The organism is Primorskyibacter flagellatus (genome assembly GCF_014638275.1).
Classification (GTDB): domain Bacteria; phylum Pseudomonadota; class Alphaproteobacteria; order Rhodobacterales; family Rhodobacteraceae; genus Pseudooceanicola; species Pseudooceanicola flagellatus_A.
On record NZ_BMFJ01000007.1, the window covers coordinates 17,079 to 32,747 of the forward strand.

At 68.0% G+C, this 15,669-nt stretch carries 10 protein-coding genes; 7 read left to right on the plus strand and 3 right to left on the minus strand.

Translation table 11 applies throughout. The features are described from left to right. The first annotated feature begins 44 nt into the window (after window positions 1-44). The 7 genes from IEV87_RS22575 to IEV87_RS22605 all read left to right on the plus strand — a co-directional run bounded on the left by IEV87_RS22575 (window position 45) and on the right by IEV87_RS22605 (window position 12,478). Complete coding sequence (locus IEV87_RS22575; RefSeq protein WP_188479878.1) at window positions 45-875, plus strand: FAD binding domain-containing protein; 831 nt, start codon at window positions 45-47, stop codon at window positions 873-875. Then, window positions 865-3,576, plus strand: coding sequence for a molybdopterin-dependent oxidoreductase (locus IEV87_RS22580; RefSeq protein WP_188479879.1), 2,712 nt, complete (start codon window positions 865-867; stop codon window positions 3,574-3,576). The genes IEV87_RS22575 and IEV87_RS22580 overlap by 11 nt, the downstream gene beginning before the upstream one ends. Next, the gene (locus tag IEV87_RS22585; RefSeq protein ID WP_188479880.1) at window positions 3,577-5,637 is read left to right on the plus strand and encodes a hydantoinase/oxoprolinase family protein; all 2,061 of its coding nucleotides are present in this window, start codon (window positions 3,577-3,579) and stop codon (window positions 5,635-5,637) included. It abuts the gene before it with no gap. Window positions 5,638-5,755: 118 nt separating this feature from the next. Then, entirely contained in the window at window positions 5,756-7,459 is a 1,704-nt protein-coding gene (locus IEV87_RS22590) for a hydantoinase B/oxoprolinase family protein (protein ID WP_188479881.1), read from the plus strand. 185 nt (window positions 7,460-7,644) lie between these two features. Further along, on the plus strand, window positions 7,645-8,940 hold the full coding sequence (locus IEV87_RS22595; protein ID WP_188479882.1) for an ArgE/DapE family deacylase: 1,296 nt from the start codon (window positions 7,645-7,647) through the stop codon (window positions 8,938-8,940). Window positions 8,941-9,062: 122 nt separating this feature from the next. After that, entirely contained in the window at window positions 9,063-11,348 is a 2,286-nt protein-coding gene (locus IEV87_RS22600; RefSeq protein WP_188479883.1) for an arginine/lysine/ornithine decarboxylase, read from the plus strand. 116 nt (window positions 11,349-11,464) lie between these two features. Then, window positions 11,465-12,478 (plus strand): ABC transporter ATP-binding protein, encoded by a 1,014-nt coding sequence (locus IEV87_RS22605; RefSeq protein WP_188479884.1) that lies wholly within the window; start codon window positions 11,465-11,467, stop codon window positions 12,476-12,478. 3 nt (window positions 12,479-12,481) lie between these two features. Here IEV87_RS22605 and IEV87_RS22610 read toward each other — a convergent pair whose 3' ends face one another. From IEV87_RS22610 to IEV87_RS22620, 3 genes are all read right to left on the minus strand, one after another. Beyond that, entirely contained in the window at window positions 12,482-14,200 is a 1,719-nt protein-coding gene (locus IEV87_RS22610) for an ABC transporter permease (protein ID WP_229737802.1), read from the minus strand. Continuing rightward, the gene (locus tag IEV87_RS22615) at window positions 14,193-15,170 is read right to left on the minus strand and encodes an ABC transporter substrate-binding protein (RefSeq protein WP_188479885.1); all 978 of its coding nucleotides are present in this window, start codon (window positions 15,168-15,170) and stop codon (window positions 14,193-14,195) included. The genes IEV87_RS22610 and IEV87_RS22615 overlap by 8 nt, the downstream gene beginning before the upstream one ends. Window positions 15,171-15,316: 146 nt before the next feature. Then, entirely contained in the window at window positions 15,317-15,640 is a 324-nt protein-coding gene (locus IEV87_RS22620) for a cupredoxin domain-containing protein (protein ID WP_188479886.1), read from the minus strand. Between the last annotated feature and the right edge of the window lie 29 nt (window positions 15,641-15,669).

Sequence of the window (15,669 nt, forward strand, 5' to 3'; positions counted from 1 at the left end):
ACAAATGATGTTCCGGACCGCTCCGGAACGGGAAAGAGGCCCGGATGACGCTTCACCGCCCCGAATCGCTGGATGCCGCCCTGGCGCTGCTGGAGGGGGGCGGCGTGCTTCTGGCGGGGGGGACGGATGTCTACCCGGCGCTGCGCGACGGCGCGCCGCCCTCCGCGATGATCGACCTGACCGGCGTGGCCGGGCTGCGCGGAATCACGCGGGACGGCAGCGGCTGGCGGATCGGCGCGGCGACGACCTGGACGGATGTGATCCGCGCCGCCCTGCCGCCCTGTTTCGACGGTCTGAAGCTGGCCGCGCGGGAGGTCGGGTCGGTCCAGATCCAGAACGCCGGAACGGTGGCGGGCAACATCTGCAACGCTTCGCCCGCCGCCGACGGGGTGCCCGCGCTGCTGACGCTGGAGGCGGAGGTTGAGGTCGCGGGGGCCGGTGGCACGCGGCGCGTGGCGCTGTCGGACTTCATCCTCGGCCCGCGCCAGACCAATCTGCGCGGCGGAGAGATCGTGACCGCGCTGCTGATCCCCGATGTGCCGGGGCAGGGCGGCTTCCTGAAACTCGGGGCGCGGAAATACCTCGTCATCTCCATCGCCATGGTGGCGGCCGTCGTGGAAACCCGGGCTGGCCGCATCGCGGGCGCTCGTGTCGCCGTCGGGGCCTGTTCCCCGGTCGCCCGGCGACTGCCCGCGCTGGAGGCCGCGCTGGCCGGTGCGACGCTGGCCGATGTTCCGGCGATCTGCGCGTCCGCCCCGCTGGACCTGTCGCCGATCGACGACGTCCGCGCCTCTGCCGCCTACCGGGCGGAGTCCGTCCGCACCCTGATTTCCCGCACCCTGTCGCAGGCCATGGAGGCCGCTCATGTCGCTTGACGAACCCAAGGGCCATATCGGTTTCACCCTGAACGGGGACGAGATCACCATCCCCTCTCCGGTAACGGCCCGCCTGTCGGAGGTGCTGCGGGAGGTCGCAGGGGCGAAGGACGTCAAGGTCGGCTGCAACGCTGGCGACTGCGGGGCCTGCACCGTGCTGGTGGACGGCGCGCCGGTCTGCGCCTGCCTGACTGCCGTCGGGCAGGTCAGCGGGCGGGCGGTGGAAACCCAGTCCGGGCTGGTGGCAGGGGACGTGGTGGCGCAGCGGCTCGCCCGGTCGTTCCAGCGGCACCAGGCGGCGCAGTGCGGCATTTGCACGCCCGGCATGATGGTGTCGGCGGTTGCCCTGCTGCGCTCCGGCCAGACGCTGGACGAGGCGCGGGTGGCGGATGCGCTTGGCGGCGTGCTTTGCCGCTGCACCGGGTATCGCAAGATCATCGCGGCGGTGCTGGATGCCTCGGAGTCGGATCCGGTGGCAGAGGGCGGCGTCGGCGCACGGATCGAACGGCTGGACGGCTGGCCCAAGGTGTCGGGGACAGAGCGGTTCGGCGACGATGTCGCCCCCGCCGATGCGCTGAGCGTGATGGTCATCCGGTCGCCCTACCACCGCGCCGCGTTCACCTTCGGTGACCTGGAGTCCTGGCGCGAGGAGGCCGGGCTAGACCTGATCCTGACGGCCGCCGACGTGCCGGGCGACAACCTGTTCGGTGTCATCCCCGGTTTCATCGACCAGCCGGTCTTTGCCGTGGACGAGGCCAAGTACCGGGGCGAACCCGTCGCCGCCGTTGTCGGTGCGGCAGAGCTTCTTGCCGCTCTTCCGCCCTTCCCCGTCACCTGGGAGGAGCGCCCGGCGGTGCTGACGCCGGAGGACGCCGCGAAGGCCGATCTGCTGCACCCGACGCGCGCGGGCAACGTGATGTGCCGGGGCTACGTGGCGCGCGGCGATGCGGCGGGGGCGATGAAGGGCGCGTCGGTCCGGGTCTCCGGCGATTTCTCGACCGGCTTCATCGAACACGCCTATATCGAGCCCGAGGCCGCCAGCGCCCGCCGCGTCGGCAACCGGATCGAGGTCAGCTGCTGCACCCAGGCCCCCTACATGAACCGCGACGGGCTGGCCGGTATCCTCGGCCTGAAGCCGGAAGATGTCCGCATCCTGCCGACCGCCGTCGGCGGCGGCTTCGGGTCGAAGCTGGACCTGTCCGCGCAGCCCTATGTCGCGCTGGCAGCCTGGATCCTGGACCGCCCCGTGCGCATGGCCTACACCCGCACCGAAAGCATCGCGACGACGACCAAGCGCCACCCGTCCGCCGTTCACATGGAGATCGGCGCGGACGAGGACGGACGGATCGTCGCGGCGACCTTCGATGGCGTGTTCAATACGGGGGCGTATTCAAGCTGGGGTCCGACCGTGGCGAACCGCGTGCCGATCCATGCCTCCGGCCCCTACCTGACCCCGAATTACGAGGCGAAGAGCGCCGGGATCCACACCAACACCGTTTCCTGCGGGGCGTTCCGCGGGTTCGGCGTGCCGCAGTCCGCCGTCGCGCAGGAACAGCTTTACGACATGCTGGCGGACCGGCTTGGCATCGACCGGCTGGAGCTGCGCCGCCGCAACGCGATCCGCAACGGAGAACCGACCGTCACCGGACAGGTGTTCGAGACCGGCATGGGAATCGATGCCTGTTTCGACGCACTGAAACCCGAATGGGACCGGGCGCTGGCAGAGGCGGAAGCGCATAACGCGGCCCGTCCGGCCCGGCGGCGCGGTGTCGGCGTGGCGGGGGGATGGTACGGCTGCGGCAACACCTCCATGTCCAACCCCTCGACCATCCGCGCGGGTGTGACCCCGGCGGGAGAGGTCATGCTGCATCAGGGTGCGGTGGACATCGGGCAGGGGTCGAACACCGTGATCGCCCAGATCTTCGCCACCGCGCTTGGCGTGCCGGTATCTGCCGTGACGCTTGTCGGCGCGGATACGGATGTGACCCCGGACGCGGGCAAGACCTCGGCCTCGCGCCAGACCTTCGTGACCGGCAATGCCGCGCGGCTGGCGGGAGAGGCCTTGCGGGCGCAGATCCTGCGGCTAGGCAACGGCGGGCAGGGGGCCGAGATCACCCCTGCCGGGGACGGCATCGCCCTGACGGAGGACGGCGTGACCCGCCGCGTGCCCCTGCCCGAGGCCGAGGGCTATGCGCTGGAGGTGGTGGAGACCTACGATCCGCCGACCCTGCCGATGGACGCCAACGGTCAGGGGTCGCCCTATGCCGTCTTCGGCACGGCGGCGCAGATGGTGGAGCTTGAGGTGGACATGGAACTGGGCACCGTCCGCCTGCTGAAATTCACCGCCGCGCATGACGTCGGCCGCGCGATCAACCCCCTGCTGGCCGAAGGTCAGATCGAGGGCGGCATCGCGCAGGGCATTGGCCTGGCGATGATGGAATCCTTCATTCCGGGCCGGACGGAGAACCTGCACGACTACCTGATCCCCACCATCGGCGACGTCCCCGCGATAGAGTCGATCCTGATCGAGAGCGGTGACATGCACGGCCCCTACGGCGCCAAGGGGCTGGGCGAACACTGCCTGATCCCGACAGCGCCCGCCGTGCTGAACGCCATCGCCCATGCCTCGGGCGCACGGATCCACCACCTGCCCGCCACCCCGGACCGGGTGCGTGCGGCCATTCTCGCCAAGGGGCACTGAATGACCCGGACAGACCTGACCGGCAGCTTCGCCGGCATCGACGTGGGCGGGACCTTCACCGACCTCGTGCATTACGACAGCCGGGCGGGCCGGGTGCGGCTGGCCAAGGTGCCGACGACGCTGGACAACCAGGCGCATGGCGTGCTCGCGGCGCTCGACGCGGCGGACGTCGATGCGGCGGCGCTGGACCTCATCGTGCATGGCACGACGACGACCACCAATGCCGTTCTGGAACGGCGGCTGTGCAAGACCGGGCTGATCACGACCGAAGGCTTCCGCGACGTGCTGGAACTGGGGCGGCGCACCCGACCGCAGGCCTACGGGATGCGTGGCCAGTTCGTTCCCCTGATCCCCCGCGACCTGCGGCTCGAGGTGCCCGAGCGGATGCTGGCCAACGGCACCGAACACCGCGCGCTGGACGAGGATGCGCTGCGCGCCGCGCTCCGGCAGCTGGTGGCGGAAGACTGCGAGGCGCTGGTGATCCATTTCCTGCACGCCTACGCCAACCCCGCCCACGAACTGCGCGCCGGAGAGATCGCGCGCGAGGAATGGCCGAACGGCAACATCACCCTCGGCCACGCGCTGCTGTCGGAAAGCCGGGAGTACGAGCGGGGGGTGACGGCGGCGGTCAATGCCTCCGTCCAGCCGCTGCTCAGGCGGTATGTCGAACGGCTTGCGGACCGGCTGGCCGAGCGGGGATACGGGCGCGACCTGCTGGTGATGAACGGCAACGGCGGCATGGTGTCGGCCCGCATCGTGGCGGAGGAGGCCGCCAAGACGGTGATGTCCGGCCCCGCCTCGGGCGTCATGGCGGCGGCCTATACCGGGCGGCGGGCGGGCATCCCGGACCTGCTGACCTATGACATGGGCGGGACCTCCACCGACGTGGCGATGATCCGGGGGGCGGATCCGGCGGTGTCCCACGAGATCGAAATCGAATATGCCATGCCGATCCACGTCCCCATGGTCGATGTGCGCACCGTCGGCGCGGGCGGCGGCTCCATCGCGCGGGTCAACGCGGCGGGGCTGCTGCAGGTCGGCCCGGACAGCGCGGGCTCCGTGCCCGGGCCGATCTGCTATGGCAAGGGCGGGACGGAGCCGACGATCTCGGACGCCAACATGCTGCTTGGCCGGATGAACCCGGACCGGCTCAATACCGGGGCGGGGGGCGTATCGCTCGACACCATCCGGGACGCTTTCGCCGCGAAAGTCGGTGCGCCGCTCGGGCTGGACCCGGTGACGGCGGCGGCGGCGGTCCTGCGGATCGCGACGGCGAAGATGGCGGATGCGGTGCGCATGGTGTCGATCTCGCTTGGCGAGGATCCGCGCGACTTCGCGCTTTTCGCCTTCGGCGGGGCGGGGCCATTGCACGCCTGCGCCATCGCCCGCGAACTGGGCGTGCCGCGCGTGCTGGTCCCGGCGCGCCCCGGCATCACCAATGCGCTCGGCTGCATCGTCGCGGACCTGAGGCATGATTTCGTGCAGACCATCAACCGCCCCCTCGACCTTTGCGACATGGCGGAGGTACACGCCGCCTTCGCCGCGCAGGTCGCCAGCGGCACCGCGGCTGTGGAGCGTGAGCGGGTCGAGATCGCCGAGCTGCGGGTCGTGCATTCCGTCGACATGCAGTTCATCGGCCAGACCCATCTCCTCCGTGTGCCGCTGCCGGACGCCGTGCCGACGCGCGAGGCGCTGCAGGCGCTGTTCGAAGAGGCCTATTTCCGCCGCTTCCAGGTGCGTCTGCCGGAGATCCGCCCCGCTCTGGTCAACGTCAACACATCGGTCATCGGCCGCCGGCCCGAGGTCGACCTGTCGCTGCTGATCGACACCTCCGGCCGCCGCGCCACCCTGGCCGAGGCCCGGAGCGGCACGCGTGCCGTGTATTTCGACGACTGGACCGACACGCCTGTCTACTGGCGCGACCACCTGCCCGCCGATGCCATGCTCACCGGCCCGGCCATCGTCGAACAGATGGACTGCACGCTTGTGATGGAACCGGGCGACAGCGCCGTGCAGGATGCGGATGGCAACCTGATCGTCACCGTGGGGGGCAGATCGTGACCCGCTGCGCCATCGAGTATTTGAAGCAAGATGAAGCCCGGGCCTCGCGCGCTTCATCTTGCCGGAAATACTCCCGCCGGAGGCTTCCTGCCCCCTCCGCCCGCCCAGGAGCCCGAACATGATCGACCCGATCACCCTCACCGTCATCCAGTCCGGGCTGCAGCAGGTCTGCGACGAGATGGACCTGAGCTTTTCCCGCGCCGCCTTTTCCCCGGTGATCGCGGAGGCCAACGACCGCTCCGACGGGATCTATTCGGCGGAGGACGGCAGCCTGATCGCGCAGGGCTCCATGGGCCTGCCGGTCTTTGTCGGCACGATGCAGTTCTCCACGCGGACGCTGATCGGGATGATCGCGGAGGGCCGCGCCGTCGCGCCGAAGCCCGGCGACATCTACATCGTCAACGATCCCTATCTCGGCGGCACGCATCTGATGGATGTGCGTTTCGCCATGCCGGTCTGGCGGGACGGAGAAATCTTCTGCTGGCTGTCCAACACCGGCCACTGGCCCGACACCGGCGGGGCCGTGCCCGGCGGCTTCTCGGCCTCCGCCACGGCGGTGGAGCAGGAGGGGCTGCGACTGCCCCCGGTCCGTCTGTTCAAGGAGGGCGAGCTGGATCCGGAGATCTACGGGATCATCTGTTCCAACATCCGCGTCGCGGACCAGCGAATCGGCGACGTCAAGGCGCAGGCGGCAGCGCTTTATGTCGGGGAAACCCGGTTGAAACGGCTGCTGGACCGGTATGGCGACGACACCGTGCGCGAGGCGATCGGAGAGCTTCGGACCCGTGCCGCGCAGCAGATGCGGGCGAACATCGCGCGAATTCCGCCGGGGGTCTATACCTCGGTCGCCCATGTCGACAGCGACGGCGTGGTGAACGAACCGCTGGAGATCCGGCTGGCCATCACAGCGGACGGAGAGCGGCTGACCTTCGATTTCACCGGGTCCTCCGCGCCCTGTGCCGGGCCGATGAACTCGGTTCTGGCGACGACACAGTCCTCCGTCTACCTCGCCATGCGGCATATCTTTCCGGAGGTGCCGATCAGTGCCGGTGCGTTCGAACCGCTGGAGATCATCCGGCCGTCGGGTACCTTCCTCGACGCGCAGTATCCGCGCCCGGTCTCGGGCTGCGCCGCCGAGGTCAGCCAGCGCATTGCCGAGGCGGTCTTTGCCGCGCTGGTCGGGCCGCTGCCCGACATCGTCACCGCCGCGCCCGCCGGATCCTCGGGCAACTTCGCGCTTGGCGGAGAGGTGCCGGAGGAGGGGCGGAGCTATGTGATGTACCAGATTTCGGGTGGCGGCTACGGCGGCTACGCGGGCGGCGACGGGATCTCCAACGGCTGTTCCACCATCGGCATTTCCAAGTCGCCGCCGGTGGAGATCATGGAGCAGCAGTTTCCCGTGCTTTACCACCGCTATGCCCTGCACGAGGGATCCGGCGGGGCGGGGCGGTATCGGGGCGGGTTCGGGCTGGACTACGAGGTCGAGATCCTGCGCGGAACGGCGCGGGCGAGCTTCGTGATGGACCACGGGCGGTTCGGTCCGCAGGGGGCGCTTGGCGGTACGGACGGGGGCGTCAACCGGGTCGTGGTTACACAGTCCGGCACCAGTTTCGTGCCCGAACACCTGTCCAAGGCGCAGGACATCGCCCTGCGCGCGGGCGACCGGGTGCGGGTGCGCACGCCGGGCGGCGGCGGCTACGGCCGGCCCGAGGACCGCGATCCGGTGCTGGTCGCCGAGGACGTCCGTCTGGGCCGCTACACGCCAGAGGAGGCCGCGCGGCTGTTCGGGGGGGAGGTCGTGGATGCACCGGACGCCCGTTAATCAAGATTATGTTGTTTTCCGTGATTGTCCGAACAGCGTTCCCGGGTCGCCCCTTCGGATCGTCTGCCCGAAGGGCCATCGAATCTGACATTGTGCAGCAGGACCGCCATGTTTCAAAGGACTTGCCGGGCGGGAACGGGTAGGGTCGGCGCATGTCTTTCCGAACCGGACGAGGACCAGACCGCATGACCCTGACCGCCGACCTCAGACACCGCATCCTCGCCGCCGTTGACGCGGGGTTCGAAGACCAGATCCGGTTTACCGAGGATCTGATCCGCTATCCCTCCCTGCGCGGGCAGGAGCAGACCGCGCAGGACTTCCTCGCGCGGGCGCTCAGCCAGCGGGGCTATGACCTCGACCGCTGGCGCATCGACCCGGAGGAGATACGCCATCACCCCGGTTTTTCGCCGGTCACGGTCGATTATTCCAACGCCTACAATGTCGTGGGGACGCTGAGGCCGAAGGCGGAACAGGGTCGCAGCCTGATCCTGAACGGACATGTCGATGTCGTCCCGACCGGTCCTGCCGAGATGTGGAGCCAACCGCCCTTCGAACCCCGGCGCGAAGGCGACTGGCTGTACGGGCGCGGGTCGGGCGACATGAAGGCCGGGATTGCCGCGAACATCTTTGCCGTCGATGCGCTGGCAAGGCTGGGATACCGGCCTGCCGCGACGCTTTACCAGCAGTCGGTGATCGAGGAGGAGTGCACCGGCAACGGCGCGCTCGCCTGTCTCGTCCGGGGGTATCGCGCGGATGCCGCCATCATCCCGGAGCCGGAGGACGACAAGCTGGTGCGCGCGAATGTCGGCGTGCTCTGGTTCAACGTGCGGCTCACCGGCCAGCCCGTGCATGTCCGCGAGGCCGGTACGGGCGGCGACGCCATCGGCGCGGCCTACCGGATCATCGAGGGGCTGCGCGGGCTTGAGGCGCGCTGGAACGACGACCAGTCCAAACACCGCTTCTTCGAGGATGTCGAACACCCGATCAATTTCAACGTCGGCCGGATCGAGGGCGGAGACTGGGCTTCCACAGTGCCGGCGTGGTGCAGCTTCGACTGCCGCATCGCGATCTATCCCGATCAGGACCCCGACGCCGCTGCGGCCGAGATCGAATCCTGCATCCGCGACACCGCCGCCACCATCCCCTTCCTCGCCAACCGGCTGCCCGAGGTCACGTTCAACGGCTTCTACGCCCGCGGCTACGTGCTGGAACCGGGGTCCGAGGCCGAGGAAACGCTTGCCCGGTCGCATTTCGCCAGCTTCGCGGACCCGCTCGGAACCATCGTGACGCCCGGATACCTCGACGGGCGGGTCTTCGTGATCTACGCGGACACGCCCTGCCTGGTCTACGGCCCGGTGTCACAGGCGATCCACGGGTTCGACGAGAAGGTCAGCCTGTCCTCCGTCCGCAAGATCACCGGCACCATCGCGCTGTTCATCGCGGAATGGTGCGGGCTGGAGGAGATCGCCCCGGCGGGCTAGACCGGGGCGGATCACCGGCGGATTGCGGACAATGTGACCGCCCTGCCCGCTTCTTGGGCTTGACGTTGCGGCCCCAGACTTCGACACAGTCGCACAGCGCCGACCGCATCGAGGACTGACTGATGAAGTTCCATTTTCCCATCGTCATCATCGACGAGGATTTCCGATCCGAGAACACCTCGGGCCTCGGGATCCGCTCGCTCGCCCAGGCCATCGAGGCCGAGGGGTTCGAGGTGCTGGGCGCGACCAGCTACGGCGACCTGTCGCAGTTCGCGCAGCAGCAGAGCCGCGCGTCGGCTTTCGTCCTGTCCATTGACGACGAGGAGTTCAGCCCCGGCCCCGATCTCGACCCCGCCGTGCTGAACCTGAGGACCTTCATCGAGGAGGTGCGCGCCAAGAACGAGGATGTTCCGATCTATGTCTATGGCGAGACCAAGACCTCCCGCCACCTGCCGAACGACGTGCTGCGCGAACTGCACGGCTTTATCCACGCATTCGAGGACACGCCGGAATTCGTTGCCCGGCACATCATCCGCGAGGCGAAGAACTACCTCGAATTCATCCAGCCGCCGTTCTTCAAGGCGCTGCTCGACTATGCCGAGGACGGGTCCTATTCCTGGCACTGTCCCGGCCATTCCGGCGGGGTGGCCTTCCTGAAATCGCCGATCGGGCAGATGTACCACCAGTTCTACGGTGAGAACATGCTGCGGGCGGACGTCTGCAACTCCGTCGAGGAGCTGGGCCAGCTGCTGGATCACAACGGCGCAATCGGCGCGTCCGAGAAGAACGCCGCGCGGATCTTCAACGCCGACCACTGCTTCTTCGTGACCAACGGCACCTCCACCTCGAACAAGATGGTCTGGCACCACAATGTCGCCCCCGGGGACGTGGTTCTGGTGGACCGCAACTGCCACAAGTCGGTGCTGCATTCGATCATCATGACCGGCGCGATCCCGATCTTCCTCAAGCCGACGCGCAATCACTGGGGCATCATCGGCCCGATCCAGCGGTCGGAGTTCGAACCCGAAGCGATCAAGGAGAAGATCCGCGCCAACCCATTGCTCGAAGGGGTCGATCCGGAGACCGTGAAGCCACGCATCCTGTCCCTGACGCAGTCGACCTATGACGGTGTGCTCTACAATACCGAGGTGGTGAAAGAGCTGCTCGACGGCTATGTCGACACACTGCATTTCGACGAGGCCTGGCTGCCGCACGCCGCCTTCCATCCCTTCTACGGCACCTATCACGCAATGGGCCGCAAGCGCGCGCGCACCAAGCATTCGGTGACCTACGCGACCCAGTCCGTGCACAAGCTGCTGGCCGGGATCAGCCAGGCCAGCCATGTGCTCGTCAAGGATTCCGAGGACGGCATGTTCGACCGCCACCTCTTCAATGAATCCTACCTCATGCACACGTCGACCAGCCCGCAGTATTCGATCATCGCCAGCTGCGACGTGGCTGCCGCGATGATGGAACCACCGGGCGGCACCGCGCTGGTCGAGGAAAGCCTGACCGAGGCGCTCGATTTCCGCCGCGCCATGCGCAAGGTCGATGAGGAATACGGCAACGACTGGTGGTTCCAGGTCTGGGGCCCGGACAACCTGGCCGAGGAAGGCGTCGGCCGTGCCAAGGACTGGGAGCTGAAGAAGACCGACAGCGAGGCCGTCGAAAGCTCGGGCGAGGACGCATGGCACGGGTTCGGCGACATGGCCCGCGGGTTCAACATGCTTGACCCGATCAAGGCGACGATCATCACGCCGGGGCTGAATATCGACGGCTTCTTTGCCGAACGGGGCATTCCCGCGTCCATCGTGTCCAAGTACCTGACCGAACACGGAGTCGTGGTCGAAAAGACCGGGCTCTACAGCTTCTTCATCATGTTCACCATCGGCATCACCAAGGGGCGGTGGAACACGCTCCTCGCCGCGCTTCAGCAATGCAAGGACGACTACGACCGCAACCAGCCGCTCTGGCGGGTCATGCCGGAATTCTGCGCCAAGCAGCCGCGCTACGAACACATGGGGCTGAACGACCTGTGCCAGCACGTCCACAGCCTCTATGCGAAATACGACGTCGCGCGGCTGTCGACGGAGATCTACCTCGGCGATCACCGCCCCGCCATGTCGCCGTTGGACGCGTTTTCCCATATCGCCCGGCGACAGACCGAACGGGTGGCGATCGACGATCTGGAGGGGCGCGTGACCACCAGCCTCGTTACCCCCTACCCGCCCGGCATTCCCCTGCTAGTTCCGGGCGAGGTCTTCAGCAAGGAAATCGTGGACTACCTCCGCTTCAACCGCGAATTCGCCCGCGAATGCCCCGGTTTCGAGACGGATATCCACGGGCTGGTGCAGGAGGTCGGAGACAACGGCGAGGCGCGGTATTTCGCGGATTGCGTCGCCCTCTGACGTCGGGGCTCCGCGCAGGCCGCATCGTCCGTGAAGTTTTCATGACGCCCTCCGGCGTTCATTGCATCCCCGGTCCGTTCCCGATACCCGGCGTGCCGGGTGTGCCGGAGTGTCGAATGTCGGTCTTACTGGAAGGCGTGAGCAGGCGGTTCGCGGGAACGGCGGCGGTGCGTGAGATCACGGCCCGGATCGCGGACGGGGAGTTCTTCGTCATCCTTGGCCCCTCCGGCTGCGGCAAGTCCACCCTTCTGCGGCTGATCGCCGGACTGGACCGGGTCGATTCCGGCCGGATCGAGATCGGCGGCGTTGAGATGTCCGCACCGGCCCGCCATGTGCCGCCCGAAGACCGCTCCGTCGGGCTGATCTTCCAGTCCTATGCGCTCTGGCCGCATATGAACGTGCGCGACAACGTCGCCTTCCCGGCCGAGGCACGGGGCGCCTCCCGCTCAGAGGCGCGGGCCATCGCGGATCAGAGCCTGTCGCTGGTCGATCTCGCCCCCCTCGCCACTCGCCCCCCGGCGGAGCTGTCGGGCGGTCAACGGCAGCGGGTCGCCCTGGCGCGCTGTCTGGCAAGCGGGGCTCGGACCGTTCTGATGGACGAACCGCTGGCCAATCTCGACCCCCATCTCCGCGACCGGATGGAGGGAGAGATCGCGCGATTCCACAAACAGAGCGGCGCCACCACGCTCTACATCACCCACGACCAGCGCGAGGCGATGTCGCTGGCCGACCGGATCGCGGTGATGTGGGACGGCGCCTTCCTCCAGACCGGCACCCCGCAGGAGATCCACGACCGACCTGCAACCGAACAGGTCGCGCAGTTCATCGGCCGGGCCGCCGTCGTGACGGGCCATGTGGCGGGCGGTGAGGCCGATATAGGGCCCTTCCGCCTCCCCCTCCCCGATGCGCCGGACGGCCCCGCGCGTATCGTGCTGCGCCCCGGCAACATCCGCCTTGGTGACGGTGTCCCCGCGCGCATCGACAGCGCCACCTACCGCGGCGGCGTGTGGGAAGCATCGGCCCATGTCGCCGGGCTTGACGACCCGCTGCCGGTCTCGGCCCCGAACCCGCTGCGCGACGGCGACAGGATCGCGCTCAGCCTGACCGGCGGCTGGCCGCTCCCCGCCTGATCCTCACGCCCGCCATGGCACGACCCCCGGCGGCAACCGCCGCCCGACCCGGTCCAGTGCCGCCATCAGCAGCATCGTCGCCACCACCGTCACGCAGGACATCGCCGCCGCCAGTGTCGTGTACCCGCCGTCCTCGTAGTTGAAGATCGCCGTGCCGATCGTCTCGTTCCCCGTAGACCAGAGAAGGGCGGACACCGTCACCTCATTGTAGGCCGTCAGGAACACAAGGATCGCGCCCGAGGCCGCCGCCGGGGCCACCAGCGGCGCGAAGACCCGGCGCATCCGCATGCCGTAGCGCGCGCCAGACACCCGCGCCGCGTCCTCCAGCGCCGGGTCGAGCTGCCCGTAGGCCGCGACGACGCTTTTCAATCCGATCGACAGGAAGGCCGTCAGATAGGCCAGGAAGATGATGCCGAGCGTGTTGTAAAGCGACACCCCGACCACCGGCAGCGGGCGGATGAAGGTCAGGATGAACGCGATGGAGATGACGAGGCCCGGGATCGCATAGCTCACATCCGCCACCGTGGCGAAGCCGGCCCCGAAGCGGCGCGGCAGCCCCCCTCCCCTGCGGGTCGCGGCATGGCCGATCAGGATCGCCAGTCCCGCGATCACCAGTGCAGCGCCGCCCGCCACCAGGGTGGAATTGCCGAAGGCCCGCAGGGTGGACCCCTGCCGCAGCAGCACCTCCGCGAAGTTGCCGAAGGTCAGCGTTTCGGCGGTCAGCGGCAGTCCGTAGGTCTTCACAAGCGCGGTTGCCGTCAGCGCGGTCAGAGGCAACAGCAGTGTGATTGCGACATAGACCGCCAGCACCCCCTCCGCCACCGGCCGAAGCGGGCCGAGCGCGATGCGCAGGGGCGGCTGCGGCGGTCCGACGACCGCCGACCTCATCCTGCGTTGCATGGCGAACTGCAGCGCGATGGCAACAAGGCTGACCCCGGCCAGCAGCATCGAGATCACGGCAACATCCGCCAGCGCACCGGGGCCGAAGCTCGACAGCCGGTTCCAGATCAGCACCGGCAGCGTGGTATAGCGCGCGGGGATCCCGAGGATCGCCAGAATGCCAAAATTCCCGAGCGCCGAGACAAAGGCCAGCATGAACCCCGCCGCAAGGGTCGGCGCGAGCAGGGGCAGGATCACCCGCCGCAGCAGGCGGAACGGGCGGGCACCGAAGATCCGCGCGGCCTCCGTCATCTCGCGCGGGAGGGTGCGCAGCGCGGCCAGCACCACCAGCAGCACCAGCGGCGTATGCTGGACCGAGAGCAGCAGCATGACCCCGAACGGCGTATACAGCGGATGCGCTGACCCCGGCGGCGGGGCGAGGCCGAGCGTGTTCAAAACCACGCTGCTCGGCCCGAGCGCCTGCACCCAGGCAATTGCCGTCACCTGCGGCGGGATCATCATCGGCAGCAGCAGCGCAAAGACCGCCACCCCCTTGGCCCGCACGTCGCTCAGCCCGAGGATCAGCGCAAGACCGGTCCCCAGCACCAGTGCGGCCAGACCCGACAGCGCCGAGCTTTCCAGGCTGTTCCACGCCGCCCGCCTTACCGATCCGCTCGCCAGCGCCTCGCGCAGGGGGTCGAGCGAGGGCAGGCCGCCCCCGGTCAGCCCGACCTTCGCCAGCAGGCCAAGCGGCAGGGCGAACAGCACCGCGCCGAAAATGCAAAGCGCGGCGAGGGTGAGGCCCTCGCCGCGTGCCAGACCCATGTATGTCCGGTCAGCCACCAAAGATCTCGGTGAACCGCTTCTTGTTGTCCATGTCTTCGGCCAGCGCCTTGGCGGCGTCGAACGGCAGCAGCTTGATGTCGCCCAATGCCGGGTAGCCGGCGGGCGGAGTCACGCCCGGATGCGCGGGCAGGTAACCCATGTCGGACGCCAGTTGCTGACCCTTTTCCGAGATCAGGAAATCGATGAAGGCCCTGGCCGCCTCCGGGTTCTGCGCGGTCGACAGGATCGCGGCGGGCTCCGTCACGTAGGACACGCCTTCCTCGGGGAAGACGAACTCCACCGGGGCGCCATTGGCCTTTTCCCGGATCGGCAGGAAGTCGACGACAAAGCCGTAAAGCTGCTCACCGCCCGCGACGGCCTTGTAGACGCCGCCATTGCCGCCCTGCGGGTTTGCACCCTGTTCGGCCAGGCCCTCGTACATCTCCCAGCCCAGATCGGGATGCGAGGTGACAGAGACCATGTGGATCGTCGCCGCACCCGAGGTCAGCGGCGAGGGCATGGCGATATTGCCCTTGGCCTCCGGCTTCAGCAGGTCCTTGTAGGAGGTCGGGATCATGGTCGCGGCAGTGTTGTAGATGATGCCGGTAGTAATCAGCTTGGTCGAGAAATAGTGGCCCTCCGCATCCATCAGCGACGGGTCATAGGCCGAAACGTCCGCCTCCGGATAGGCCATCAGACGGCCTTCGGCCTCCAGCCCCTCCATCGTGACGGTGTCGGCGATCAGCAGCACGTCGGGCTGCGGTGCGCCGGCTTCGAATTCCGCCATCAGCTTGGCCATCACCTTCGTCGTCCCGTCGCGGAACCACTCGACCTCGACCTGGGGGTATTCGGCCTTGAAGGCATCGACGGTCCGCTGCGCATCCTCGTTCGGCTGAGAGGTGTAGAGCACCAGCTTGCCGGTCACGTCGGCAAGGGCGCCGGTGGCCATGAGGGCAGCAATGGCGGCGGAGAGGAGAACGGATTTCATCGGTCGGCTGGTCCTTCGTTGGATGAGGGTCCGCGAAGGTTAACAACCCGACACGACAGTTCCTTGACAGCCCGTCGGTGGCGGCAGGTTTTTTGGTCGGTGCGGACGACAGGGCGCGAACCCGCGACCGGGATCGCGCCCGCCGGTCATTCCACCACGACGGTGCCCTTCATGGAGGGATGGTAGGAACAGATGTAGCCATAGGTTCCCGGCGTGTCGAAGGTGACCGTCTTTTCCGACCCCTTGCCAAGATTGCCCGTGTCGAAGGCTCCGTTGGTCGCGGTGGCGGTATGGGGCGCGCCGTCGCGGTTCACGAACGTGACGGCGCTGCCTGCCTTCACCACGATCTTCTTGGGCGAGAAGGCAAAGCCGTCGATCGTCACGGTGGTCGTGTCGGCGGCCATGAGAAGGGTTGCGGCGCAGGTGACCGCTGCGGCGGAAAGGGCGATGAGGGCGCGTCTGGTCGTCATGATGATCGTCTCCGGGTCTGTCGGAACCA

Bases quoted from the DNA above. Each gene is read 5' to 3' on its own strand.
- IEV87_RS22575 (WP_188479878.1), top strand. From the start codon at position 45: ATGACGCTTCACCGCCCCGAATCGCTGGATGCCGCCCTGGCGCTGCTG.
- IEV87_RS22580 (WP_188479879.1), top strand. From the start codon at position 865: ATGTCGCTTGACGAACCCAAGGGCCATATCGGTTTCACCCTGAACGGG.
- IEV87_RS22585 (WP_188479880.1), top strand. From the start codon at position 3,577: ATGACCCGGACAGACCTGACCGGCAGCTTCGCCGGCATCGACGTGGGC.
- IEV87_RS22590 (WP_188479881.1), top strand. From the start codon at position 5,756: ATGATCGACCCGATCACCCTCACCGTCATCCAGTCCGGGCTGCAGCAG.
- IEV87_RS22595 (WP_188479882.1), top strand. From the start codon at position 7,645: ATGACCCTGACCGCCGACCTCAGACACCGCATCCTCGCCGCCGTTGAC.
- IEV87_RS22600 (WP_188479883.1), top strand. From the start codon at position 9,063: ATGAAGTTCCATTTTCCCATCGTCATCATCGACGAGGATTTCCGATCC.
- IEV87_RS22605 (WP_188479884.1), top strand. From the start codon at position 11,465: ATGTCGGTCTTACTGGAAGGCGTGAGCAGGCGGTTCGCGGGAACGGCG.
- IEV87_RS22615 (WP_188479885.1), bottom strand. From the start codon at position 15,170: ATGAAATCCGTTCTCCTCTCCGCCGCCATTGCTGCCCTCATGGCCACC.
- IEV87_RS22620 (WP_188479886.1), bottom strand. From the start codon at position 15,640: ATGACGACCAGACGCGCCCTCATCGCCCTTTCCGCCGCAGCGGTCACC.